Here is a 24,120-nt window from a genome sequence, read left to right on the forward strand (position 1 = left end):
AGTAGTTAAGTATACATACTAGTTCTTTGTATCGGCTGTAACGGATATGTCTCCACTGTTTCCACTCCGGCTCCAAGGTCTGCTTCACGGCCTGTGCATCCGCAGCGGAGGCTGACGGGGCTTATTATTTTTTCAGTAATTGCTCTGCTTAAGGGATGTCCTATATACTGGTGAAAAGAAACCGCGATCTAACCGGAAGTTATTCTTTCTATTGCCTCTTTCTTCCCCTGCTCTCTAGGACTCGCTAACGTATACTCTCTTACATGCCTGCATGAAGCCATATTCCGCATAAGGATAAGTTTCGCATGCACCAAAGCTACACCCATGAGATTTGCAAAAGTTCTGTGCGGGGAGAGGATGACAGTGGCAGTTTTTTCGGAAAACACAAGTACACGCAGACTGATTATATTATTCACGTCCATCACCGTTCTTCTGGTTGGGATCAGTGTGGCCTCCCTGCTGATTCTGAATCATACGATGAACAAATTATCCGATTCCTTATACAGTGACGTCTACCAGAATTCCGAGCTCATTCTGAATGCCGACCGCGATCTGTATCAGGCAGCCCTTGCGCTTCAGACCACAGTCGGCGGGATGCTGACCAGCGCGCAGCGCAGTACGCTGTCGCAGGAATTCGAGGACAATAATGCCCAGGCGCTGCAACGGGTCAATACCGCCCGCTACAATCTGGATGCGGTGAAGAGCCCGTTCAATGGAATGAAGCAGAGCGAGCGGCTGCTGGACGAGCTGAGGAATGAGCTGGGTCACTTCGGAACCACGCTCACCGCGTGGAGGGATAACGGCCGGGAGCTGATCTCGCAGCGGGTCCAGAGCGATTGGAACCCTGCCTCCTATTCTGCCCTCACTATACATACGCAGCTGAATGAGGTACGGGAAAGCCTGAATCAGGCAGAGGATAAGATTGATACCTATGCCAGCCAAGTCATGACGGAGTTCAATAATCTCAAAAGCTCTCTGTTTGCCGTCTACTCCGTATTCCTGTTCCTGCTTGTTCTGGTCATCATCTATCTCAGCCGCAGACTCATCTCCCTGCAGAACGAAATGCAGGACGAGAAATCACTCTATCAGCTGATCGGTGAGACGATGTCTGACTTCATTGTGCTGACAGATCCGAACGGTCTGATCCTGTATGCCTCGCCTTCCCATGCAACTGCACTTGGCTATGTGCCAAGCAAAGGAGCGCCGCTCTCCAACTATATCCGTGAAGCCGAGATCTCTTGGGCCAAGCTCAAGAGCGTGGTGCAGTCTTCTCCGAGAATATCCGAGCTGCGCATGCGTTCGGCCGAAGGGCATTGGGTATGGCTGGAGACCAAGGTTACCCCGATTGCGGGCAGCCGTAATTTCCCGGCACAGTTCATGCTGGTCTCGCGTGAGATTACCCAGCGCAAGCAATATGAGGAGCGGCTGCACAAGCTGGCCTTCTATGATCATCTGACGGCGATTCCCAACCGTGCCCATTTCAAAATGTACATGGAGAACCTGATCAACCAGCCCGAGGACCGCCGGCAGGAGATCGCCGTGGCGCTGCTGGACTGCGACCGGTTCAAGCAGCTGAATGATACGCTCGGCCATCTGGCCGGGGATGAATTCCTGCAGCTGCTCTCCCGGGAGCTGCAGCAGACCGTGAAGGGCTCCGGTCAGGCCTTCCGGATCGGCGGGGATGAATTCGCCGTGGTGCTGCACCGGTTCACCAGCCCGCAAATGCTGGACGAGCTGCTGGACCGTCTGCTCCAGCTGTTCAACAAATCCTGGTCCATCAACCAGGGCTCCAGCTTCCACACCTCTGCCAGCATTGGCGTGGCTCTGTACCCGCAGCACGGCAGCAGCATCAATGAGCTGCTCCGTGCCGCCGACCTTGCGATGTACCGATCCAAGAACCATGGCGGCAATGAGGCTAACCTGTACAGCGAGCATGTGGATAAGAAGTACAGTGATCAGCGGAACTAGCGCCAGCGGAAGCTGACTCCGGCATTGTTTATTACCCTATAGTAAAGGCTATTTAAATACAGCCCAAGTGGAAATGGTACTGTCTTTTTTAAAGGACGGTACCATATCAAACAGCCCGCATATGATCGATCCAAATACGGGCTGTTTGATATTGTATTTATTGTATATTCAAGGATTCTTCATTAGTAATATTAAGAAATTCTCCTCCATGATTAACAAATACACTCTCATCCTCATTAATGAGGATATAATTACCATCATTAAGTTTTTTTAAGAATAACGCTTCCATCAGACCCTCCCATTTGAGAGATTGTAATAATTTTTCGATTTTCATTCGGATCGCCTTTGATTACTTTGGTGACTTCTAAGCTAACATCAGTGTAATAAGTATAGTACGTTCCTTCCTTGCCGATATTACTTCCCAAATCTTCTTTTACAACCCCTTGAACCACTAAATCAGCAGCTTCAGCAAGTTCTTTATCATCCTCATAGTAAACTGACCAGAGCAAAGGCAGGATAATGACTGTTGACAACACTAATATCAGTAGAGGACGGATTTAGCACCTTAACAAATTGGCCTGAACTATTAAATGAATATGGCCACATTATTGACGAGCTTTCTACCACTGAAGCCTCATTTAAACCAAGTGAATGACCTAATTCATGGGCAGCTACAGCCGCCTTTTGTGCCGCAGAATAAGAACGTTGTGTAAATGCCCAAGTATTTAAATATACTTCCGCTTTAATAATCGTTCCACTCGGGTCTAAAATAGTGGAATAAGTGACTCCGTCCCATTGCACACCTTCAACAAAGGCATCTGTAGCAAAATAATTAGAAACAGACCCTAAAATTGATGAAAGCTTGAAATTTGTATTGTTATACCACCTTCCGTCAGTAGTAACAGCGGCAGATGCACTTGTACTGGTAACAACTAGTGAAAATACAGCAATCGTGAATACTTTAAAGAACTTAATTCTTTTCATTTTATCCTCTCTAGTACTTATTATTTTTTTAATTAAAAATTCGGCTAAAAAAGAGATTATCAGAACAATATCTTTATTATGGATATGCCACCTCCATTATTTAACTTTTTTTAAATACATTACAATAATATCGCTGTTAATTACTAGTTTCAAAGCTAGTCATTAAGATTATGAGTGCATAGTGTAGGAAAAAGAGCTGATTAGCTTCCCTCCCCCAGGAGATCGAACTAATCAGCTCTTCTTATATTCTAGCTGGTCTGCTGCAAAGGATCAGCCAGCTCTGTACTATGTTCTGGACTACGCTCCCGAACCGTCACCATGATAACCTGTTCCCCGCTGCCCGAGCAGTCGATGAAGCGGTCAGCGGTGCCGTCCTTCTCCTCCCAGTCGTTCAGCCGGAGGATGTAGCCTATCGTGGAGGTCCCCGGCAGCACTTCAATCCGTGCTACGGCATGACCTTCCTCCATGTGCTGGAAGTCCCGTTGCCCATCCTGAATGCCTGTACCCCACACCCAGAGATTCCAGCCCCGGTAATCGCCGTCCGGGCGGTCATAATGAACTTCCACAATCTTCGATCTCGGCTCAGGCTCCCCGTATTTATCATAGAGTACCATCATCGACAGTCCGAATACCTCAACACTGCCGTTCTCCGTCTGCCGGAAGGCCTCCGGTCCGGCATGGGTATGATCGACTACGATGTTCCAGCAGCCGGAGGTCTCCGGGAGGCACTGGGTGACCGGCTCCATATTGGCATTATAGATCACCACGATATTATTCCATGTATCTCCGCCGGCGTGATCCTTCAGTCTGTAGGCAACGATTCCGCTGTCACAGCGCAGGAACTCCAGACTGCGTTCAATCTCCTGGCGTCCGTGCAAGCGGAAGGCCGGATGTGTCCGGCGCAGCTCAATCAGACCTTTGTAATATTGAAATACTGCAATGAATTTGCTTTTGTTCTCCCAGCGGATCGCATTGATACAGTCCGGGCTGCGGTAGCTGTTATGATCTCCGTATTTGCTGCGCAGCAGCTCATCCCCGGCATGAAGGAACGGAATTCCCTGCGAGGTCAGAATGATTCCATTAGCCAGCAACGAACGGCGTACTGTCTCATTATCCAGCACATTCTCGGAATCTACTCCCACATACGGATTCGCCTGCTCTAGTGCGGCCTTGAGATCCCCGCCGCCCCGCAGCTTGCCGCCCTCAAGTTCCGGCAGTCCGGCTTCCCCGCGAAGTCCCCGGGTAGTCAGAATTTTGTCCCACAGGTTGAGATTATCATGTGCGGTTACATAGTTCACAGTCTCTGTAGGCGCATCGGTGAATTCATGAATCGCCCCGCTCACTCCGGACGCGATCGCGCCTTCCTTGCCGTAATCCCCGGTCACGAAGCCTTTGCCCCAGCCGTCGCTGTCTCCCTTGATGGCTGCGCGGAAGTTGTCGTTGAAGACGGCGTAGCCTTTGCCGCGCTGCACGCCCTTCAGCGTCTTGGAGGCAAGCGGCGAGTCGCCGCCAGTCCACGGTTCACCATAGATCAGCAGCCCCGGATTAATCTCCAGCCGCAGCTCCTCGGTAATCTCTCGCATGGTCACGCTGTCCATCAGCCCCATCAGATCGAAGCGGAACCCGTCAATATGGTACTCCTTAGCCCAGTAGGACAGGGAATCCTTGATATACTTTCGGACCATCGGCCGTTCTGTAGCCAGCTCATTGCCGACGCCCGAGCCGTTAGAGAGCCGCCCGCTCTGATCATGACGGTAGTAATAGTCTGGCACCAGCGGCTGGAAGGGTCCCTTCTGGAAGCCATAGGTATGATTGTAGACCACATCCATAATCACCGAGATGCCGCGGCTGTGCAGCGCCTGGACCATCTCCTTGAATTCCCGGATACGGCTAAGCGGGTTAGCCGGGTCTGTGCTATAGGAGCCTTCCGGCACATTATAGTGCTGGGGATCGTAGCCCCAGTTATAATCTGTGAAGATGGAGGATGCATGTTCTTCCCCTGCCTTGCCCAGCTCATCCACCGTCTGGTAGTCGAACACCGGCAGCAGATGAACATGCGTGATGCCCAGCTCAGCCAGATGATCAATGCCCAGCAGATGACCCGCCTCATCCCGCAGACCGGTCTCGGTGAAGGCCTTGAATTTCCCCTTATACGTCAGACCGGAGCCAGGGTCTGACGAGAAATCGCGCACATGCAGCTCATAGATTACAGCATCTGCCGGATGTGGTAGCACCGGAGAGGCATCGCTCTCCCAGCCGTCCGGGTCTGTCTCGGACAAATCCACAATGGCTGTGCGTGTTCCATTGGCCGATACAGCCGTAGCGTAAGGATCGGCCGCTTCATTTATCGACCCGTCCGCAAATACGGCGCGGTACATGTAATATTTTCCCTTGAGGTTACCGGGAACCTGGATCGTCCATACTCCGCCCTCAGTGCGCTCCATACTAAGAATTTTGCCGCTGTCCTTGTAATCTGCGGTCTGCGGGGTCAGCCCGTTTCCGCCTGTTGCATATAATACGAGCGACACTGTGAAGGCTGTTGGGGCCCAGACTTTGAATACACAGTATTCCGCTGTGTAGGTCAAGCCGAGGTCATTGCCTTGATAGGTATCGATTTCTTGTTCTGCTTGTATATAATTGCTGCTCATTGCTATTCACCATCCCTACGCTCATCCGTAATACTCCCGGAGAACTATCATTCTATTACTATCAAGCTATGTCCACATTCTCCTTAACTAATACTGTGTACTTGCACAGCTCTGCAAGCGGATGACGCCGGAATTGCTACATAGGGTTCATTATATAATATGTAACACTATGTTCACAGGTCTGGGTTAAGGGTTGAATTATGTCACTGGATATATATCCTATATCGGCAGGGATCGCCGGGGATTGAAGCTAATGAAGTTCCAAAACATCATGACCGCTTCCGCAGCACCCTGCCATATAACGCTATCACAGGTAGCAGCAGGAAGCCCGCCGACAGCAGCGAAGCTCTGATAGAGATTCTGCTGCCGATATATCCTACAACCGGACCGCCTGCACTCTGACCCAGGGCATCGGCCTGGCTGATCATCGACAAGAGGGTCGCCCGGTTCCGGGATGGCAGTTTCGTGTTCAGCCAGGTGGTATAGATCGGGTCGCTGACCGAAGTGACCACCCCCAGGAGCAGCACCGCCCCGATAGCCCAGTAGAAACTAGGCGCAAGTGCCACCATTATAATGCAGCCGGCACGGATGGATGTCAGGAGGAACAAAGCGGCCGCTACTTGACGTTCCTTTTGCAAATCAATGATCTTCCCGGCCATATAGACAGCCAGCACACCCAACAGAGTAGTCGCCGCACTGATCAGCCCGAAGCCAGCCGCCATCGAGACTCCAATCTCCGGGAACCCGACTTCATTCATAAGAAAGACTTGCCACAGACGGTCATATCCTTCAGACGCAGCACCGCTAAATAAAGTTACAACCGTCAGCAGCAGGAGCAGCGGATGATGCCTCAGGATAGAGACGCCGCTGATCCAGGTCTTGCCCAGCTCACGGATAGCGGAGGATTGCGGCTCACGCTTCCGGCGTATGAACCCCGTCTCTTTCATGTAACGTATCAATATGAACCCCAGGACGAAATAGATGACTCCACCCGCCAGAAAAGGGAGATTTGTCGCAACATGGGATAATCCTACGCTGACCGCGATGCCCAGCAGGGAAGCGCTTAAGCCGAATATTTTGGAGCGCATGAAGAGTCTTCCCGTCTGCTCTTCTCCAAGCTCGTCCACGATCCATGCGGTATCCGCCCCGCTCAGGAAGGTCCAGCCGATCCCGTACAGTATCTGAGAGATCAGCAGCCAGCCGAAGGCAGGCAACAGGGAAGCCGGGTGCATGATCCAGACAATGCTCCCTTCAAGGACAAAAGCACTCCCCACAACGAACACGGCAATGATGACGGACAGCTTGCGGCTATAGGTATCGGCGACCACTCCGGTAATACCCTCGAACACAAGCACCGTTATCTCCAGCACCGTTCCAATCAGCACAAGCTGAAGCGGATTCAGCTTAAGTTCAACTACATAATAAATACTGTAGGTTGTAAATATCGTACTGGCCGCAAGCGACAACATAAACACATGGAACAAATAAATCTGTGGAGCACTGAATCTCTGCAATATGGTTCCACCCTCCGGAAGTAATGGACTCATTATATAAAATAACGCCCGGGCGGGCGGTTCCAGATTTGCTGAAATTCATATAACCGCAAAAAAAAGCCCCCTGTAAAGGAGGCCGTAAAGTAGTTGGAGTTATAACCAATGCTCCTCTTACAGGGAGCAGCTAACTGCGGAATGCAGTCAACCAGAGTAGAACGAATTAATTCACGCGGGATTGCACCAGTGCGGCTACTTCCTCGGCCGTGCCGAGTTGCAGGGCCTGGGCAGCCATTTCCTTCATGTCGGCCGCAGACAGCTTCGAAATCTGGCTGCGTGCTGGCAGAATGGAGGTGGCGCTCATGCTGAATTCATCGAGGCCAAGACCGAGCAGCAGTGGAATAGCCGTGGCATCCCCCGCCATTTCTCCGCACATACCGGTCCATTTGCCTTCGGCGTGTGCAGCATCGATGACGATTTTGACCAGTCGCAGAATTGCCGGGTTGTATGGCTGATACAGGTAGGCTACCTGTTCATTCATACGGTCCGCAGCCATTGTATATTGGATAAGGTCGTTGGTTCCGATACTGAAGAAATCCACTTCCTTGGCGAACTGATCCGCCAGTACAGCCGTCGAAGGAATCTCTACCATGATCCCCAGCTGGATGCTGTCGGACACTTCTTTGCCTTCTTCACGCAGCTTGGCCTTCTCTTCCAGCAGCAGATCACGGGCTGCACGGAATTCACCAAGGGTAGCGATCATTGGGAACATGATACGCAGGTCACCGTGGGCACTTGCTCTGAGCAAGGCACGCAGCTGGGTGCGGAAGATATCCTGACGGTCCAGACAGAGACGGATCGCACGGTAGCCGAGGAACGGGTTCATTTCCTTCGGCAGCTCCAGATAAGGCAGCTCCTTGTCTCCGCCGATATCCAGCGTACGCACTACAACCGGCTTGCCCTGCATATTCTCAAGCACAGTCTTGTAGGCATTATACTGGATCTCTTCGGAAGGCAGCTTGTCGCGGCCCATATAGAGGAACTCGGTGCGGTACAGACCTACACCTTCGCCGCCGTTCTCAATAACGCCAGTCACATCATTCGGAGTCCCGATGTTGGCTGCCAGCTCTACATGCTTGCCGTCGGCAGATACCGTCGGCTCGTCGCGGAGCTTTTTCCATTCAGCAATCTGAATATCGTAAGCTTCCTGCTTCGCTCTATACTCGGCAACCTCAGCTTCCGAAGGGTTGATCAGCACATCGCCGCTCAGACCATCCACGATGACCAGATCGCCTGCTTTGACCAGCGACATCACGTTCTTCGTTCCCACAACCGCCGGAATCTCCAGGGAACGGGCCATAATTGCCGAATGGGAAGTCCGTCCGCCGATATTGGTGGTGAAGCCTTTGACGAAATTGCGGTTAAGCTGTGCTGTATCCGATGGGGTCAGATCCAGGGCAATAACGATAACCTCTTCACTGATCTCAGCCGGGCTCACATAGTGAATGCCAAGCAGATGGTTCAGCACACGTTTGGTTACGTCACGCATATCTGCTGCACGTTCCTGCAGATATGCGCTCTTCATGTTCTGGAACATTTCCACAAATTGAGTAGCTACTTCATTCAGTGCGTAGTCCGCATTTACCGATTCCTCACGGATTTTGTCCATTACAGGGGTAATGAGCTCAGGATCATCAAGGATCAGCAGATGGGATTCGAAAATCTCCGCCTTCTTCTCGCCAAGCTCAGCCAAGGTACGCTCTTTGATGGTCTGAAGTTCGCCTCTGGATTTGTCCAGGGCATCTTTCAGCTTCGCAAGCTCAGCGTCCACATCCGTGACCGCTGTTTTGGTAATGGTATAGTCCGGGTGTTCCAGGATAAAGGCACGGGCTACTGCAATACCTGCGGAAGCCGCGATTCCTGAAATCTTATTCATGAACTTCTCCCAGCCCTTCTTTAACCATAACCTCCTGCAGCGCGTTCAGTGCTTCTGCTTCTTCACTGCCTTCAGTAATAAGGGTCAGGGTATCTCCTGCTTCAAGACCCAGGGACAGAACGCCCAGGATGGATTTAAGGGTAACTTTTTTGCCTTTAGCTTCTGCAAAAGCTTCAGTGCCTTTAAATTTTGTAGCTGTATTTACCAGCGCTGTTGCCGGGCGTGCGTGAATTCCGTCTTCGTCAATAATTCTGAAAGTTGTTTGCATAATATAATCCAACTCGCTTTCTGTTAATTTGGGATGGTGAATTATAGTGAAGGCTTGCGCTCCCCCTTCATTATAATGGAAGCGCTTCGCCATTGCACATTTTACTGAATAGTGATGATATCCTTGTCGCCGATGACTACTCTGCCCGGCTTCTTCAAGGTAACGGAGGAGCCTTCCGGCAGGTTGGAGAAGATGACCGGAGAGATAACAGAAGGTGCATTCGCCTTCACATACTCCAGATCCACTTCCATAATCGGCTGTCCGGCAGCTACCAGATCGCCTTCCTCCACCAGAACTGTGAAGCCCTGGCCCTTAAGCTTAACAGTGTTGACCCCGATATGCACAAGGACTTCCTTGCCGCCGTCTGACATGATGCCAATGGCATGCTTACTAGGGAACACGTTGAATACCTTGCCGTATACCGGCGAAGCAATCTTGCCGTCTTCGGACAGGAAAGCGAAGCCGTCACCGGTCATTTTCTGCGAGAAGACCGCATCGGGAACCTCTGTAATATCCATCAGCTCGCCGTTTACCGGGGATACGATATCCTCAGGTATAATAGCCTCGCCCTGCTCGCCGGCCTGCTGTTCAGGCTCCGGCTTCGGAGCAGCAGGGGCTGCAGCCGGTGTTCTGCCGTTCATGACATCCTGAATCTGTGACTTGATCGTGTCCGAACGAGTCCCGAAGATCGCTTGTACGTTGTTACCCACTTCAAGAACACCAGAAGCACCAAGCTTCTTCAGACGATTCTTGTCTACGCCCGCTTTGTCTTTCACTTCGACCCGCAGACGCGTGATACAGGCATCCAGATGGGTGATGTTCTCTTTGCCGCCCAGGGCGGACAGAATGTTGCGCGGAAGATCGTCGCCAGTCTTGGAGACACTCTCCAGGCTTACCTCATCCTCATCCTCGGAGGCATCCTCACGGCCAGGAGTCTTCAGGTTGAACTTACGGATAACGAAGCGGAACCCGAAGTAATAAATCACGGCCAGTACCAGACCTACCGGGATAACCAGCCACCAGGCGGTACGGTTCGGAATGATGCCGAACAGCACATAGTCGATGAACCCGCCGGAGAAGGTCATGCCGATTTTGACATTAAGAAGATGCATGGTCATGAAGGACAAGCCTGCGAACACAGCATGGACTGCGAACAGCAGCGGAGCCACGAACAGGAAGGAGAATTCCAGCGGCTCGGTGATCCCCGTCAGGAACGAGGTCAGCGCTGCGGAGATCATCAAGCTTCCGACAATTCGTCTGTTCTCAGGCTTCGACTCATGGTAAATCGCAAGAGCCGCTGCCGGAAGACCGAACATCATGAACGGATATTTACCGGTTGTAAATGTACCCGCTGTGAACTCGACACCGTCACGAAGCTGCTGCATGAAGATGCGCTGGTCACCGCGGACCAGATCGCCCGCCTTGTCAATATAGCTTCCGAATTCATACCAGAACGGTGAATAGAAGATATGGTGCAGACCGAACGGGATCAGGGAACGCTCGATGACCCCGAAGATAAAGGCTGACAGCGTCAGGTTGGTATTAATCATACTCTGTGACACATAGTTCAGACCGTGCTGGATCGGAGGCCACACAATCGTGAGCGCAAGACCGAGCATCAGGGAGGTCACTGCCGTCATAATCGGTACGAACCGTTTACCCGCGAAGAAGCCTAAGTACGAAGGCAATTCTATACGGAAGAACCTTTTGTACATAGACGCAGCCAGTATCCCGACCAGGATACCACCGAACACCCCAGTCTGCAAGGTTGGTATCCCCAGCACACTGGAATACGAGAAATCCTTCCAGGTCAGCACGTAAGCATTGACGCCCACTACCGTACCCATGGTTACGTTCATCACCAGGAAGCCGATAATCGCTGCAAGCCCGGCTACACCTTCTCCTCCGGCCAGCCCGATGGCTACGCCGACTGCAAAGAGCAGGGAGAGGTTATCAAATACGATTTGCCCGGAGTTCATAAGTACTGTGGCTATCGCCTGAACAGTATGATTCTCCAGTGCAGGCACATATTGCAGGAAGTCCGGGTTAACCAGCATATTCCCGATTCCAAGCAGCAGGCCTGCCGCAGGCAGAATGGCAACTGGCAGCATAAGCGCCTTACCGACTCTCTGCAGAACGCCAAATAATTTTTTAAACATTCGGGTCACTTCCTAATCCTTAATTTCTGTCAACAGAAGCCAAAAAAGGCATGAGCAATACAGTATGCAGATTGCCCGGCTAACGCTAACGTTAGAGTACCCCGAGAGGGGGCTGGACAACCATAATACTGTAAATCACTCATGCCTGATCGTATCAGTTACACGTTTGTATTCTGCTTCTGTTTCATAACAGGGATCATTGTAGCACCATTGATTTGAAGTTGCAACCCCAAAATCATCTACAGATTATCCGGCAGCTCCAGCTCCGGCTCATCTTCCTTCTTCTGGGCAATGCGCTGCAGATGAATCGTCAGATAGCTGACCTCGGCCGGATATACCGGAATGCGCACCCGCTGCTCGATCACCTTCGTGAGCTTCCAGGCAAGCATGTACATCTCGGGGTACTCCCGCTTCATTAGTCCATCCAGGGACGAGGTCTCGCGCACAGTCTCTCCCCGGCGCAGACGTTCCAGAACGAACCGCAAATGGGTCACCAGCCTTGAATAATCCAGTGAATCCCGCGGAATACGGTATTCCAGATTATCCTCCACCAGCCCCACCATATCCCCGATCAGCTGGGAATGCTGCTTCACCTCGGAGATATGGCGGTTGCTAAGCGCACTGACAATATGCAGGGCCACGAAGCCGATCTCATCCGGCGGCAGCGTCACCTTCATCGCCTCATTGATCCGTTCCACTGCATATTCCGCCAGACTGTATTCCTCCGGATAAATCTCCCGGGTCTCGTACAGAAACGGATTATGAATAGCCATATGCTGCTCGCTTCTGCGGATCGCGAAGGAAATATGGTCGGTAAGAGCAATATGGATATGCTCATTCAGCGTCTGGCGGCTGCTCTGCATAATATGCAGCACAATCTCCTGGACCACCTCAATCAGCTTCTCGTCCACCTGCGGCACCAGCTGCTTGTATTGCTCCTGCTCCTCCTGGCTGCGCAGGATGAACATCTTCTCTACGGAGGACAGATTGATCCGGTCCCGCGGTTTACGGTTGAAGCCGATCCCCTTGCCGATCACCACAACCTCGGCATATTGGGGATGCTCGGCAATGATCACGTTATTATTAAGCACCTTGCCCACGGTAATGCTGCTCACTTGCGACACCTCTTTTACTTCCGAATCCTGATCTATTCCAGCAGCACGATGCATGGTTCAACGTGTGATTCGTTACCTTAAGCTTCTATCATAACATCAAGAATCTCAAATTAGAAGTGTGTTGCAGGCAACCCGCAGGCTCCCTTCATTTCACCCGAAAAGTCCGGCCCGAGAACCTGTATACCATAATCAGGGCAGCCAGCATATACACCACAGCAGAGAGCACTACGATCATCGCAAACATTCCAAGCTCACTCTCGAACTGCATCGTGACGAATCCTACCCCCAGCACCACACTGTTCACAATCGTAAAGAACGGATTCTTCACATTGAGCTCTGTGCTATAGGGCTGAAAGATATAGTACATGAACAGATGATGCACCGAGAAGAACAGCGACAGCGCCACAATTGTCACGCAAAAGAGTACGGCATCCCCCGCGCCCCAGCTCTCCGCTGACAGCAGCAGCAGCAAGTTCACTGCCAGGCAGATCGCGGCAGCCGGGATCAGATTAAGCACGCTGATACGCAGCAGCCGGATGCGGAAGTTGCTTAAAATCGCCGATTGTTCACGGTAGAATCCGTAGCGCAGCAGGCTGAGATCACAGTTATAGAACATCGCCTTGCAGAGGCGTTCGCCAATGGACGTATAGTTCATAATGATCAGGAAGGTCGGCAACGCCGTAATCAGATAGTGAGTCATCTTGGTAAAAGCGGTCTGGGACAACAGCATCGTCAGCAAAGCAGCAACAAAGAGCGAGCCAATGATAACCAGCCTGCGCACTATCGGACTGGTGATCAGCCGCCGGTGGCGTGAGAAAAAGATTGCATTCAGGTAGGCATAACCGCTTTTTCCCTCGAACTGGCCTTGATTCAGTTGTTCCGCCGAGTAGTGCTGATCTTGGGTGGCCACATCCTTCACTCTTGCTTCTTTCATCATCCGGCCCATGTCGAGCAGCGGATCATCGATTTTGGTGACGGCATCGACGGCATTCGTATAGTCCTTATAACGGGCGATATAGACCGCACTTAAGGTTCCCAGCACCAATATGCTTAGAACCACAGGCAGATTGAACAGCATTCCGCTCTCTACTACCGCAAATCCGGGGAGCAGCGGAAGATAAGCCAGCAGATAGCCAGCGCCGATGGCGGTCCAGATCCAGCTTGTTCTTTTGACGATAACAATGCCGTAGCGGTCAAACACCCACAGATGCAGCGCCTCGCAAGCCGTACGCCAGAACGTCAGCAGCAGCGTAAGAACCGCCCCATGCCACAGCGGAGCACCGAGAAGACTCCCGAAGACCAGCATCGCCGGAATAAAAGTAACCAGAAAGCTGATCCCGCGCAAAGTCAGTGTGGTCCGCATATACCGCTCAGCCGGCAGCCTCATCAGCTTCACGAATATGTATTTATCACGCTTCGGCTCCAAAATAACCGCGCTGGAAACCCCGGACGTAAGGAAGCTTATACACAGCAGCATCTGCAAATAAAGCTGGTATTGTACAGGAAGGGTTAAGGATATATCTTGTCCTATCAGCTTCACCGGAAGAAAGATCATAATACCCAGATAAGCGAACTTCGTCACAAAGGCCATAAGGACCTTCAAGATATGCACGATAACCGATAAGGTCTGCTTCAGCGTAGTCTCCGAGTAGACCGAGCCCGGGATCAGCTTGCTCAACACCGGGAGCTTACGGGCATAGAACATCAGCCGGTTGGCGCCGGACATCCCCCGCACTTCCAGAATCGCCTTCAGCGTCCTAATCATGATCCTCATCCTTCAGCAAGGCAATAATCTGCTCTTCAAATTCCGGACTGTGCAGGGTCTCCGCCGGAATCTCGCGCAGCGTGCCGTTATTCAGAATCACCAGCTCATCGCAGAGATCGGCCGCCAGCTGCAGAATATGAGTGGAGAAAATAATGATATGATCCTGCTTCATCTCCCGCAGCAGCTTCTTGATCTCCAGCGCCACTACCACATCGAACGAGGTTAACGGCTCATCGAGCAGGATCAGCGGGGGGCGGGAAATGATAAAGCACAACATCTGAATTTTGTTCTTCATCCCGTGGGAATAGCCCTTGATCAGACGGTGCCTGTCCGCCTCCTCGAAACGGATGATATCGAAATATTCCTCGATGGTCCTGTCCGCTTGGATCTTCCCTTTATTGATATCCATGTAGAACTTCACAAACTCATAACCGGTCAGGAAGTCAGGCAGAATCGGCAAGGAGAATACGTAGCCGATCTCCTCCTCAAGCAGCGGAAGACTCACCTCATCTCTCCGCAGAAAAGCGCCGCCGCTATCCATTTGGATCTCCCCGCTCAGACAGTTGAACAACGAGGTTTTCCCCGCGCCGTTGCGGCCGAGCAATCCGTATATTTTGCCTTGCTCAAAGGTAAAGTCAATCCCCTTCAGCACCTCCCTGCCGTCAAAGCTCTTGCGTATATTATCCAGTATAAGCTCCATGCCCTGCCTCCGTTTCAGCGAGAAATAGAAGGATAATGTATAGCGTGAAACCTATACATTCGTATATTTTTAAAACAGGTATGGCTGGCGGTTACTGCTGCCTGCCATACCTTGGTGACTTGCTCTTATCCTTCAGGATGTTCCGAAGGTTGTACCGGAGCGACCGGTGCCGGTGCCGGTCTTGAGACCACAGAGGTCAGGGGTGCTGCTGTGTGTCTGACCGTATCCTTTTGTCCCGATTTGCCCGAAGTCAATCCTTTGATCAGGGACTCGACGTCAATGCCGGACACGCTCTTCAGCATCTCAGGGGCTGTCGCCATCAGTTGGGTGACATAATTGCTGACCCGGGCGGCACCTTCGCCGTTACCGGTGTCTACAACGGTAAGCTTATCGATGGATGCCAGCGGCTCGGCAATCCGTCCAGCCAGATCCGGCAGCATTTTGACAATAATATCGAGCACAGCAGCTTCGCCGAATTTCTCGAAGGCTTCTGCCAGCTTCTCCTTAGCTTCCGCTTCCGCAAGACCGCGCAGACGGATAACTTCAGACTCTGCTTTACCTTTGGCCAGCTCTGCATCCGCAATCGCCTGACCCTCCAGACGCTTCTGCTCGGAGGTTGCCTTAGCCTGAGTCTCAATGCTGTACTGCACAGCATCGGCTTCACGCATGCGCTTAGCCTTGTCGGCTTCCGCCGCCTGCTCTACCGCATAACGGTCTGCTTCCGCTTTCTTCTTCACTTCGGCGTCATACTGCTTCTCGCGTACCTGAATTTCCTTGGCCTGAATATCGATTTCGCGTTCCTTGCGGACCAGCTCAACCTTCATCTGCTCTTCCACCACGGTCTGCTTGGCACGCGCCTCCTGAATGTGGTACGCCTGGTCGGCTTCCGCCTTGGCGGTATCCTGATCGCGTTTGAACGCGGCGACCTTGAGCTGATTCTCCTTCGATGCTTCGGCAATGTTGGTATCACGCAGCAGCTCTGCCTTCTGCCCCTGCTCCTCGGCGTTGGCCTTCTGAATCCGTGCGTCACGGACAGCTTCCGCTTCGGCAATCTCCGCATCCCGCTTCACTGCGGCAATCCGCGGTTTACCAAGCGCTTCCAGGTATCCGTGCTTATCACGTACATCTTTGATGGTGAATGAGACAATCTGGAGTCCCATCTTCTTGAGGTCACGGGCGGCAACACCCTGAACCTCCTGGGCGAAACGGTCACGGTTACGGTAGACCTCTTCCACGGTCATCGTACCGAGGATCGCCCGCAGATGTCCTTCCAGCACTTCCTGCGCTTCACTCTTCAGGGATTCAATGGGCTTGCCCATGAACTGTTCTGCTGCCGTTGCCACATCTTCTGTGGAGCTGCCTACCTTGATAATGGCGACCCCGTCAGCAATGACCGGCACGCCTTGCTCCGTATAGACCTCCGGGGTCGTCACATCGAGCTTATGGGAGAGCAGGGACATGAACTCCGCCTTCTGGAAGACGGGTAGAATGAATGCACCACCGCCGCGGACGATTTTGATTTTGCGGCCGGAGCCGTCATCTGATATATGATTGTTGCCCAGGAAGGAACCGGTGACAATCATGCCTTCATCCGGCCCAACCGTCTTGTAACGCGCCCAGAAGGCGAGTCCGAGGACAAGCAGTACAGCGATTACTATCGCAGGTATAAATAGGGATTCTGGAATATTTTCTAGCATCATAAGTCCACTCCTTTTCTCTCTTCGAATTCAGATACAAGTGCTACACCCTCACGTACCTCAACCACTACAACCTTGATTCCGGCCGGCAGTGCATGCTGCTCGAAGCTGGCCGCCGTATGCAGGCTGTTGCCTGCCCCGAACTTCACCATAATCTCCCCATAGCCTGAACCGGGGACCGGGACTGTAACCTCGCCGATCTTACCCGGCAGTTCACTCATGGAGAAGCCGTTCGACATTTCGCTGTTCCTCATTGGCTTCACTACCACCAAATGCATCAATACGCCCATGAATGCCGCAACCAGCAGGGACAAGGCAAGAATCACGCCATCTTCCAGTCCGCTGTAGCGGCCCAGCAGCATGCCTGCTCCACCGAATACAGTGATCCCTCCTGCCAATAGGGTAGGATTCAGGAAATCAAAGGATACGATGTCAAAAATCCCGTCCAGAGCGCTCCCAATCAGGTCTCCTACCACTACACTGACTACAGCAAAAAGAATGCCCAGCGCCAAACAGCCCAAATACAGCGTTTGCATGTTAGTCTCCTCCCGTCATTACTTCCGGACTGTCATACTAGTATAAACGCAACTGTCATGCCCTTGGTTTCACAAAGTTGGGTATTGCTCTCATTAATGTATGCCGGGAGCGGGGAAATTAACAAACAAAAGAAGCCGCCCCCTAGATGGGGAGCGGCTTTTCTATCGATGCCTAACTTACAAAGCCAGCTTATAAATTTCAACAACGTCCTGACGCTCCAGCTTGCGGAAGTTGCCGAACGGGCCGAAGCGGACCGCCTTGTCGGCCATGCTGCCGATTTCGCTGTCGTCGATATCGTAATATTCGAGCGTCTTCGGAGCGCCAATGGAATCCCAGAAGCGGCGGAGCGCTTCAATGCCTTCGAGGCCGGTCTGTTCATCGGTCTTGCCTGACGGGTCAATACCGAACACGTTCACAGCCAGCTGGCGGAAACGGGCAGGATTCGTGCTGAGGTTATATCTCATCCACTGCGGGAAGAGAATCGCCAGGCCGCCGCCGTGGGGAATATCATACACAGCGGATACGGCATGCTCAATATTGTGCGTAGCCCAGTCACCGGCAAAGCCCATGCTGACCATTCCGTTCAGCGCCATAGTCCCGCAGTACATAATGGTCTCGCGCAGCTCGTAGTTGGTCAGATCCTCAATCAGCTTAGGAGCCGTCTCAATCACGGTGCGAAGCAGACTCTCCAAGAAGCCGTCCTGTAAAGGCGTATTGCTGTCAGTATGGAAATAATGCTCCAGCGTATGGGACATGATGTCCACCATACCGTACACCGTCTGGTCACGCGGCAAGGAGAAGGTGTTCTCCGGGTCAAGGATCGAGAAGGCCGGATAGGCATGGATGCTGCCCCAGCCCATTTTCTCCTTGGTCACTTCGTTGGTGATGACCGAGCCGTTGTTCATTTCAGAGCCGGTGGCTGCCATTGTCAGCACGGTTCCCAGCGGAAGCGCCCCTTGAGGTGCGGCCTTACGTTCTACGAAGTCCCACATATCCCCTTCATATTTCGCTCCGACAGCCACTGCCTTGGCACAATCCAGCACGCTGCCGCCGCCGACGGCAAGAATCAGGTCAATGTGATTCTCACGGCACAACGCTACACCTTTATGTACCGTCGAGAGACGCGGATTCGGCTCCACTCCGGCAAGCTCGGTAACTACGGCACCAGCCTCAGCCAGCTCAGCAATGACGTTATCGTACAGGCCGCTGCGCTTAATGCTTCCGCCGCCGTACATCAGCAGCACATTCTTACCGTATTTCGGCACCTCGGTACGGAGTGCCTGCAATGTTCCCTGTCCGAAAATAAGCTTGGTCGGGTTATAAAATTCAAACTTGCGCATATGGGTAAACCTCCATGAGTATGTGAATGTGAAGCACTTGTCTATTATAGTCCTACTGCTTGGCGCATTCAAATCGAGCCGGACGGAGACAGATCCTTTACTCCTCTGCTCCTCTGCTCGTAAGTTGGACTGAGATTCCGTTATATTGGAAAATCCGATCAAATGACAGGATAAACGGACTGAGATTCCGTTAAGCGCCCTGATATCCGTCATTTTACGCTCAAATGAACAAGATAAGCGCTTCTCAGTCCGCTTCATCCTCAATTATTAGTTTCTGAGGGATATAACGTCTTCTCAGTCCGTTTCACCCACAGGTTTCAGTAATTAACCCGCAATAGAGGCGCATATCGTCATTTCCCTGTGACAAGTGGAAACGGCATTGCCGTCCTTTTAAAGGACGGTACCGTTTCAGCGAGAAAGATAAGGATAATTATAGCGCGAAGCATATACATTCTTATCTTTTAAAAAATGCCCCCGCCGAATCCGGCAGGGACAGTACATTTTGCAAACATTAAATTAAGTAAGGTCTCAGTTAAAGCCGCTGCTGTTCAGGAACCGGCGGAAGGCCGCCTGTCCTTCCGGCGTGCGTTTGTAGACTCCGGCATGCTCCAGAATGTGAGTGAACTTCGTCCCCACCTCATTCTGGATGGTCTTCACCGCTTCTTCGCGCTTCAGGGAGGTGCCGAAGCGGCTTACCAGCTCGGTAACCCAGGAAGTGTGCAGCGCCAGCGGATGCTCCTGGCCCTGGCTCTGGACATCTCCGAGAAGCGCAGTATCGCCCGCGAGTATGCCAGCGATGGCGTCAAGCTCTTCCTTGAGCCGTCCCGGCAGAATCGCCAGGCCCATTACCTCAATGAGGCCGATGTTCTCCTTCTTGATATGGTGCATCTCCCGGTGCGGGTGGAAAATCCCTTCGGGATATTCTTCGCTGGTCCGGTTGTTGCGCAGCACCAGATCCATCTCGTAGCCGCCGTCCTCTGCCCGGCGCACGATAGGGGTAACGGTATTATGCGGAACACTCTCACCGTCCTCTTCGCTGAACGCCAGCACTTCGGCGGCCGGATCGCTGTAGGTCTTCCAGGATTCATAGATATGGTTGCCTGCTTCCAGCAGCACCGCCGGATCTTCGGCATGCATCCGCAGCACGGACATTGGCCACTTCACTGTGCTTAAGCTGACACCGGGATACGAGGCATGCGTGAAGGTATCCTCTTTGGGTGCCTTCTGGATCGGGAACGTATGCCGTCCGCCCTGGAAGTGGTCATGCGTCAGAATGGAGCCGCCGACAATCGGCAGATCGGCATTCGAGCCGATGAAATAATGCGGGAAGGCTTCCACGAAGCTAAGCAGACGCTTCAGCGTATCCTTCGTCAGCTTCATCGGCACATGATCATGGTGGAACACGATGCAATGCTCGTTATAGTAGACATAAGGCGAGTACTGGAAGAACCACTTCTCGCTGTTCATCGAGAGCGGGATCACGCGCAGGTTCTGACGCGGCGGGTGATTGACCCGGCCGGCATAGCCGACATTCTCGCGGCAGAGCTGGCACTTCGGATAGACCGGAGGCGGAAGCAGCCGGGCCATGGCGATTTCCTTCGGACTTTTCTCCGGCTTGGAGAGGTTGATCGTCATCTCAATATCCCCGTACGGCGACTCTTGAAGCCAATACACATTCTTCGCCACACGGTCCATACGGATATAGTTGGAATCAATGCTCAGCTTATAAAAACGGTCCGTTGCCGCCTGAATGCCCTGCTCCGCCCGGATCGCGGCGAACTCCGCATTCACCTCAGACGGACGGGCCATCAGAAGGCCCATAATCTTCGCATCCAGCAGGTCGCGGTACGTATCCGTATTCTCCGGGATCAGCCCGAGACTGAACCCGTAATCAATCAGCTGGTCCAGCGGGGCCTGCGGGCTGTCCAGCGGCGCTTCAGTGAACTCACCAGGATACGGCTCGCTGAAGCCGAACTGGTCCAGGAGTTCATTGCGGCTGTAATCCACATCTGCTGGCTGGATAAGTCCTGTATGTCCGGCCAACAGAACCAGCTGTTCAATCGCATACAACGCCTTCTCAGCGGCAGCAGCCGTACTATTATCGTTCTGCATTTCATTTTCTCCTTCTATGGTGCCTTATGCGGCGCTTTGCATTCTGTCTATTTCACCTTCAGGCAATAATCAGACCTGCTGCTTACTCCCCGTAACCTTGCGGATTAGCGGAGTGCCAGCTCCAGGCGCTCTGAATAATGCCTTCCAGATCGGCATGCTGCGGGTCCCAGCCCAGAACCTTCCGGGCTTTGTCAGAGGAAGCGACGAGCACTGCCGGATCTCCGGCGCGGCGGTCCTGAACCACAACCGGAATGTCCAGGCCGGTAACCTTCTTCGCGGTCTCAATGACCTGCTTCACAGAGAAGCCCAGGCCGTTGCCAAGGTTGAAGATATTGCTCGCACTGCCGCTGCGCAGATAAGTTACTGCACGGACATGCGCATCCGCCAGATCGCTGACATGGATGTAGTCGCGTACGCAGGTTCCGTCCTCTGTCGGATAGTCTTCCCCGAACACAGCGATATTCTCGCGCTGCTTCAGCGCAGCCTGGAGCACCAGCGGAATCAGGTGGCTCTCCGGACGGTGGTCTTCGCCGATCTTGCCGCTGGCGTGTGCGCCTGCAGCATTGAAGTAGCGCAGCGCTACGTATTTGATGCCGAGCACTTTGTCGAACCAGGCCATCATGCGTTCCATGGTCAGCTTGGTCTCGCCGTAGACATTCGCAGGCTCGGTGCGGTCGGTCTCTTCGATAGGCACCTTTTCCGGTTCGCCGTAGGTGGCGGCAGTGGAGGAGAAGACGATTTTATCCACACCGGCATGCTGCATGGCTTCGAGAAGACACTGCGTTCCATAGACATTGTTATCGTAGTATTTAACCGGGTCCTTCATACTCTCGCCCACCAGGGAGCTGGCTGCGAAGTGAATTACCGCTTCGATCTCATTCTCGGAGAACAGCTTCGCCAGCAGCGCCTTGTCGCGCAGGTCGCCCTCGTACAGCTTGCCGCCCAGCAGCGCCTCCCGGTGCCCTGTCAGCAGATTATCAATCACCACAACCTCTTCCCCGCGGTCCAGCAGCTCTGCTACTGTGTGTGAACCGATGTATCCTGCGCCGCCCGTTACCAGAATCGCCATCTTATTTCACTCCTTTCAATTCTTCCACGCCATTACCGATGCCGCATACATAGAATTCGCCGGTCAGGCCGGTTCTGTTCTTGTAGGCTTCTCCAACTTCCGTTATGAACCGCTGCACATCATCCTCATGTACCAGCGATACCGTACATCCCCCGAATCCTGCGCCGGTCATCCGTGAACCCAGTGTGCCCGGAATGCGCTGCGCTTCTTCCACCATCACATCCAGCTCCTCGCAGCTGACTTCATACAGGTCGCGGAGGGAGACATGGGAGTCATTCATGTACAGGCCGAACTGCTTCAGGTCATTGTTCTTCAGCACTTCAACCGAGTCGAGCACACGCTGGTTCTCTTCCACCACATGGCGGGCGCGGCGTCTAACGGTTTCGTCCGTAATTCTGTCCTGCAGAAGCTCGAACTGCTCCGGCTTCACCTCAGCCAGATAGGACAAGGACGGAACCTCCTGCTTGAGGATAGCGAGTGCCTCTTCACATTGGCTGCGGCGCTCATTATACTTCGAGTCCACCAGTCCGCGCTTCTTGTTCGTGTTGCCGATAACCAGCTTATAGCTGCCTGTCACGAAAGGTACGAGGGTGTATTCCAGCGTATCGCACATCAGCAGGATGGCCTGATCGCGCTTGCCGTTGGCCACAGCGAACTGATCCATGATCCCGGAGTTCACACCGACATACTGGTTCTCCGCGCGCTGGGACAAGAGAGCGATCTCCACCGTATCTGTGTCACCGCCAAGCAGCGTCAGGAAGGCGAAGCCGGTCACTACCTCGATCGAAGCGGAAGAGGACAGGCCGGAGCCGTTAGGAATCTCACCATGGAACAAAAGATCGTAGCCCCCGGATACCGGGTGACCCTTCTTAGCCAGCTCCACCATAACGCCGACCGGATAGTCCACCCATTCGCCGGTCTTGGCTGCGCCAATGTCACTGAAGTCGATGGAAGCTTCATAAGGGAAATTCGTGGATGCGAATTGAACCTTGCCGTCTGTACGCGGCCGCACGATCAGGGTGGTTCCGAAGTCCAGGGCTGCCGGAAAAACATAACCTCCGTTGTAATCCAGATGCTCTCCGATCAGATTCACGCGGCCCGGTGCATAGAATACCCGCGCGGCTTCCCCGCTCTCCCCGTACTTCTTGATAAATGTACTGTTAAGTTCCTGTATACTCATTATTGACACTCCATCCTTTCGCTGCTTGTGCTGGGACTGTGGATTATAGCTTGCGTCCTTCATGCTTACATTATAATAAAATCAGACTTGCCCTGATAATGCAATCATGTGTGCAATATATGGACAAATGTGACTTTCGTCTCTGAAGAGACTATACTCGGTAAGAAGAAAAGTGAACGGGCGCTCCCTATACACTTAGCTATGGAAGCGTTCTGCTCAGGAAAGGCGGCTTGCAGTGCAACATACCTATTCAGTAGGATCAAATCCTGTGTATTACGATAAGCATCTGCTGCATGTACTCTTTGCGGGAGAGAGCCAGACCCTTCCGCTGCATCAGGCGGGTCCCAAGATCTACGATTACTATCTGCTCCATTATATTGAATCAGGCTCCGGGGTCTTCCGGACAGAGGAGCATACGTACGAGCTGGGGGCCGGGGACTGCTTCCTGATCCACCCGGGCCAGCTGGTCAGCTACATCTCTGATCAGCAGGAGCCCTGGCGATACCGCTGGGCTGCCTTCACCGGCAGCGATGCAGGACAGCTTGCGCAGCAGGCGGGCTTCGCGCCGCTCGCCCCGGTGCTGTCTACCGCAGGCGGCAGTGTAATTCCCGGAGCGCTTGCCGGGATGATGTCCGCCTTCTATGCCAATAAGGAGAGCGCCGCCCTGACCTCTCTGGGGTATCTGTACCTCATCGCAGGGGAAGCGGCGGAGCTGCTGGTCTCCTCCTCGCGGCTGCCGGGTGCGGAATCACAGATCAAGCGGACGGTGAAGCAAATGATTCACTACATGGCTTCTCAGTATGCCCATCCGGTCTCGATTGAACAGATGTGCGACAGTCTGGGGTATAACCGCGCTTATCTCTCCCGCATTTTCAAGCAGGAGACGGGGCTTTCTCCAGTCACTTACCTGCTCAAGCTGCGGGTAGAGAAGTCGCGCCAGCTGCTGCGTGAACGCCCTGAGCTGTCCGTGGAGCAGGTAGCAGCATCGGTCGGACTGACCGATGCCCTGTATTTCTCCCGGCAGTTCAAGCGCTTCTACCGCCAGCCCCCCACCGCTTACCGCCAAGCTACAGTGAACCCTGGGGAGAAATAGCCCTATCACCTAGAGCAATAGCCCGTCTCCTGAACAGGAAGCGGGCTGCTTGCGTTGTT

General features: G+C 53.0%; 18 protein-coding genes. 2 read left to right on the top strand and 16 right to left on the bottom strand.

The annotated features are described in order from the left end of the window. Positions 1-363 precede the first annotated feature (363 nt). The gene (locus tag MKX42_RS25410; RefSeq protein ID WP_340755572.1) at positions 364-1,968 is read left to right on the top strand and encodes a sensor domain-containing diguanylate cyclase; all 1,605 of its coding nucleotides are present in this window, start codon (positions 364-366) and stop codon (positions 1,966-1,968) included. A 260-nt stretch (positions 1,969-2,228) separates the two neighbouring features. On the opposite strand, the gene MKX42_RS25415 is transcribed toward MKX42_RS25410, so the two are convergent. The 16 genes from MKX42_RS25415 to MKX42_RS25490 all read right to left on the bottom strand — a co-directional run bounded on the left by MKX42_RS25415 (position 2,229) and on the right by MKX42_RS25490 (position 22,968). Next, complete coding sequence (locus tag MKX42_RS25415; protein ID WP_340755574.1) at positions 2,229-2,477, bottom strand: hypothetical protein; 249 nt, start codon at positions 2,475-2,477, stop codon at positions 2,229-2,231. Then, on the bottom strand, positions 2,455-2,952 hold the full coding sequence (locus MKX42_RS25420; protein WP_340755576.1) for a matrixin family metalloprotease: 498 nt from the start codon (positions 2,950-2,952) through the stop codon (positions 2,455-2,457). The genes MKX42_RS25415 and MKX42_RS25420 overlap by 23 nt, the downstream gene beginning before the upstream one ends. Positions 2,953-3,200: 248 nt before the next feature. Continuing rightward, positions 3,201-5,600 carry a type I pullulanase gene (gene pulA / locus MKX42_RS25425; RefSeq protein WP_340755578.1) on the bottom strand — a complete coding sequence of 800 codons (2,400 nt, stop codon included), beginning with the start codon at positions 5,598-5,600 and terminating at the stop codon, positions 3,201-3,203. A 269-nt stretch (positions 5,601-5,869) separates the two neighbouring features. After that, the gene (locus MKX42_RS25430; RefSeq protein WP_340755579.1) at positions 5,870-7,114 is read right to left on the bottom strand and encodes an MFS transporter; all 1,245 of its coding nucleotides are present in this window, start codon (positions 7,112-7,114) and stop codon (positions 5,870-5,872) included. Between the two features lie 199 nt (positions 7,115-7,313). Next, positions 7,314-9,026, bottom strand: coding sequence for a phosphoenolpyruvate--protein phosphotransferase (ptsP, locus tag MKX42_RS25435; RefSeq protein WP_340755580.1), 1,713 nt, complete (start codon positions 9,024-9,026; stop codon positions 7,314-7,316). Then, positions 9,019-9,294, bottom strand: coding sequence for an HPr family phosphocarrier protein (locus MKX42_RS25440; RefSeq protein WP_036696683.1), 276 nt, complete (start codon positions 9,292-9,294; stop codon positions 9,019-9,021). The genes ptsP and MKX42_RS25440 overlap by 8 nt, the downstream gene beginning before the upstream one ends. Positions 9,295-9,395: 101 nt before the next feature. Continuing rightward, positions 9,396-11,453, bottom strand: a complete 2,058-nt coding sequence (gene ptsG, locus MKX42_RS25445) for a glucose-specific PTS transporter subunit IIBC (protein WP_340755581.1) — start codon at positions 11,451-11,453, stop codon at positions 9,396-9,398. Positions 11,454-11,692: 239 nt separating this feature from the next. After that, positions 11,693-12,568 carry a glucose PTS transporter transcription antiterminator GlcT gene (gene glcT / locus MKX42_RS25450; protein WP_340755583.1) on the bottom strand — a complete coding sequence of 292 codons (876 nt, stop codon included), beginning with the start codon at positions 12,566-12,568 and terminating at the stop codon, positions 11,693-11,695. 145 nt (positions 12,569-12,713) lie between these two features. Further along, on the bottom strand, positions 12,714-14,333 hold the full coding sequence (locus MKX42_RS25455; RefSeq protein WP_340755586.1) for a hypothetical protein: 1,620 nt from the start codon (positions 14,331-14,333) through the stop codon (positions 12,714-12,716). After that, the gene (locus MKX42_RS25460; protein WP_076082681.1) at positions 14,326-15,033 is read right to left on the bottom strand and encodes an ABC transporter ATP-binding protein; all 708 of its coding nucleotides are present in this window, start codon (positions 15,031-15,033) and stop codon (positions 14,326-14,328) included. Before MKX42_RS25460 ends, MKX42_RS25455 begins: the two co-directional genes overlap by 8 nt. Positions 15,034-15,158: 125 nt before the next feature. Further along, positions 15,159-16,730, bottom strand: coding sequence for a flotillin family protein (locus MKX42_RS25465; RefSeq protein ID WP_340757809.1), 1,572 nt, complete (start codon positions 16,728-16,730; stop codon positions 15,159-15,161). After that, entirely contained in the window at positions 16,730-17,266 is a 537-nt protein-coding gene (locus MKX42_RS25470) for a protease (RefSeq protein ID WP_340755588.1), read from the bottom strand. The genes MKX42_RS25465 and MKX42_RS25470 overlap by 1 nt, the downstream gene beginning before the upstream one ends. 177 nt (positions 17,267-17,443) lie before the next feature. Further along, positions 17,444-18,607 (bottom strand): iron-containing alcohol dehydrogenase, encoded by a 1,164-nt coding sequence (locus tag MKX42_RS25475; protein WP_340755590.1) that lies wholly within the window; start codon positions 18,605-18,607, stop codon positions 17,444-17,446. 528 nt (positions 18,608-19,135) lie between these two features. After that, positions 19,136-20,719, bottom strand: coding sequence for a UDP-glucose--hexose-1-phosphate uridylyltransferase (locus MKX42_RS25480; RefSeq protein WP_340755592.1), 1,584 nt, complete (start codon positions 20,717-20,719; stop codon positions 19,136-19,138). An 82-nt stretch (positions 20,720-20,801) separates the two neighbouring features. Further along, positions 20,802-21,788, bottom strand: coding sequence for a UDP-glucose 4-epimerase GalE (gene galE, locus MKX42_RS25485; protein WP_036696662.1), 987 nt, complete (start codon positions 21,786-21,788; stop codon positions 20,802-20,804). A 1-nt stretch (position 21,789) separates the two neighbouring features. Continuing rightward, a complete protein-coding gene (locus tag MKX42_RS25490; RefSeq protein ID WP_340755594.1) occupies positions 21,790-22,968 on the bottom strand; it encodes a galactokinase in 1,179 nt (392 codons plus the stop codon). A gap of 268 nt (positions 22,969-23,236) precedes the next feature. Between MKX42_RS25490 and MKX42_RS25495 the strand changes: the two genes are divergently transcribed. After that, positions 23,237-24,061: an AraC family ligand binding domain-containing protein gene (locus MKX42_RS25495; RefSeq protein ID WP_445669343.1), complete on the top strand. Its 825-nt coding sequence runs from the start codon at positions 23,237-23,239 to the stop codon at positions 24,059-24,061. Positions 24,062-24,120: the final 59 nt, after the last annotated feature.

This window comes from Paenibacillus sp. FSL R7-0204, assembly GCF_038002225.1.
Classification (GTDB): domain Bacteria; phylum Bacillota; class Bacilli; order Paenibacillales; family Paenibacillaceae; genus Paenibacillus_AQ.

Bases quoted from the DNA above. Each gene is read 5' to 3' on its own strand.
- MKX42_RS25420 (WP_340755576.1), bottom strand. From the start codon at position 2,952: ATGAAAAGAATTAAGTTCTTTAAAGTATTCACGATTGCTGTATTTTCA.
- pulA (WP_340755578.1), bottom strand. From the start codon at position 5,600: ATGAGCAGCAATTATATACAAGCAGAACAAGAAATCGATACCTATCAA.
- ptsP (WP_340755580.1), bottom strand. From the start codon at position 9,026: ATGAATAAGATTTCAGGAATCGCGGCTTCCGCAGGTATTGCAGTAGCC.
- MKX42_RS25440 (WP_036696683.1), bottom strand. From the start codon at position 9,294: ATGCAAACAACTTTCAGAATTATTGACGAAGACGGAATTCACGCACGC.
- ptsG (WP_340755581.1), bottom strand. From the start codon at position 11,453: ATGTTTAAAAAATTATTTGGCGTTCTGCAGAGAGTCGGTAAGGCGCTT.
- MKX42_RS25455 (WP_340755586.1), bottom strand. From the start codon at position 14,333: ATGATTAGGACGCTGAAGGCGATTCTGGAAGTGCGGGGGATGTCCGGC.
- MKX42_RS25460 (WP_076082681.1), bottom strand. From the start codon at position 15,033: ATGGAGCTTATACTGGATAATATACGCAAGAGCTTTGACGGCAGGGAG.
- MKX42_RS25465 (WP_340757809.1), bottom strand. From the start codon at position 16,730: ATGCTAGAAAATATTCCAGAATCCCTATTTATACCTGCGATAGTAATC.
- MKX42_RS25470 (WP_340755588.1), bottom strand. From the start codon at position 17,266: ATGCAAACGCTGTATTTGGGCTGTTTGGCGCTGGGCATTCTTTTTGCT.
- MKX42_RS25475 (WP_340755590.1), bottom strand. From the start codon at position 18,607: ATGCGCAAGTTTGAATTTTATAACCCGACCAAGCTTATTTTCGGACAG.
- MKX42_RS25480 (WP_340755592.1), bottom strand. From the start codon at position 20,719: ATGCAGAACGATAATAGTACGGCTGCTGCCGCTGAGAAGGCGTTGTAT.
- galE (WP_036696662.1), bottom strand. From the start codon at position 21,788: ATGGCGATTCTGGTAACGGGCGGCGCAGGATACATCGGTTCACACACA.
- MKX42_RS25490 (WP_340755594.1), bottom strand. From the start codon at position 22,968: ATGAGTATACAGGAACTTAACAGTACATTTATCAAGAAGTACGGGGAG.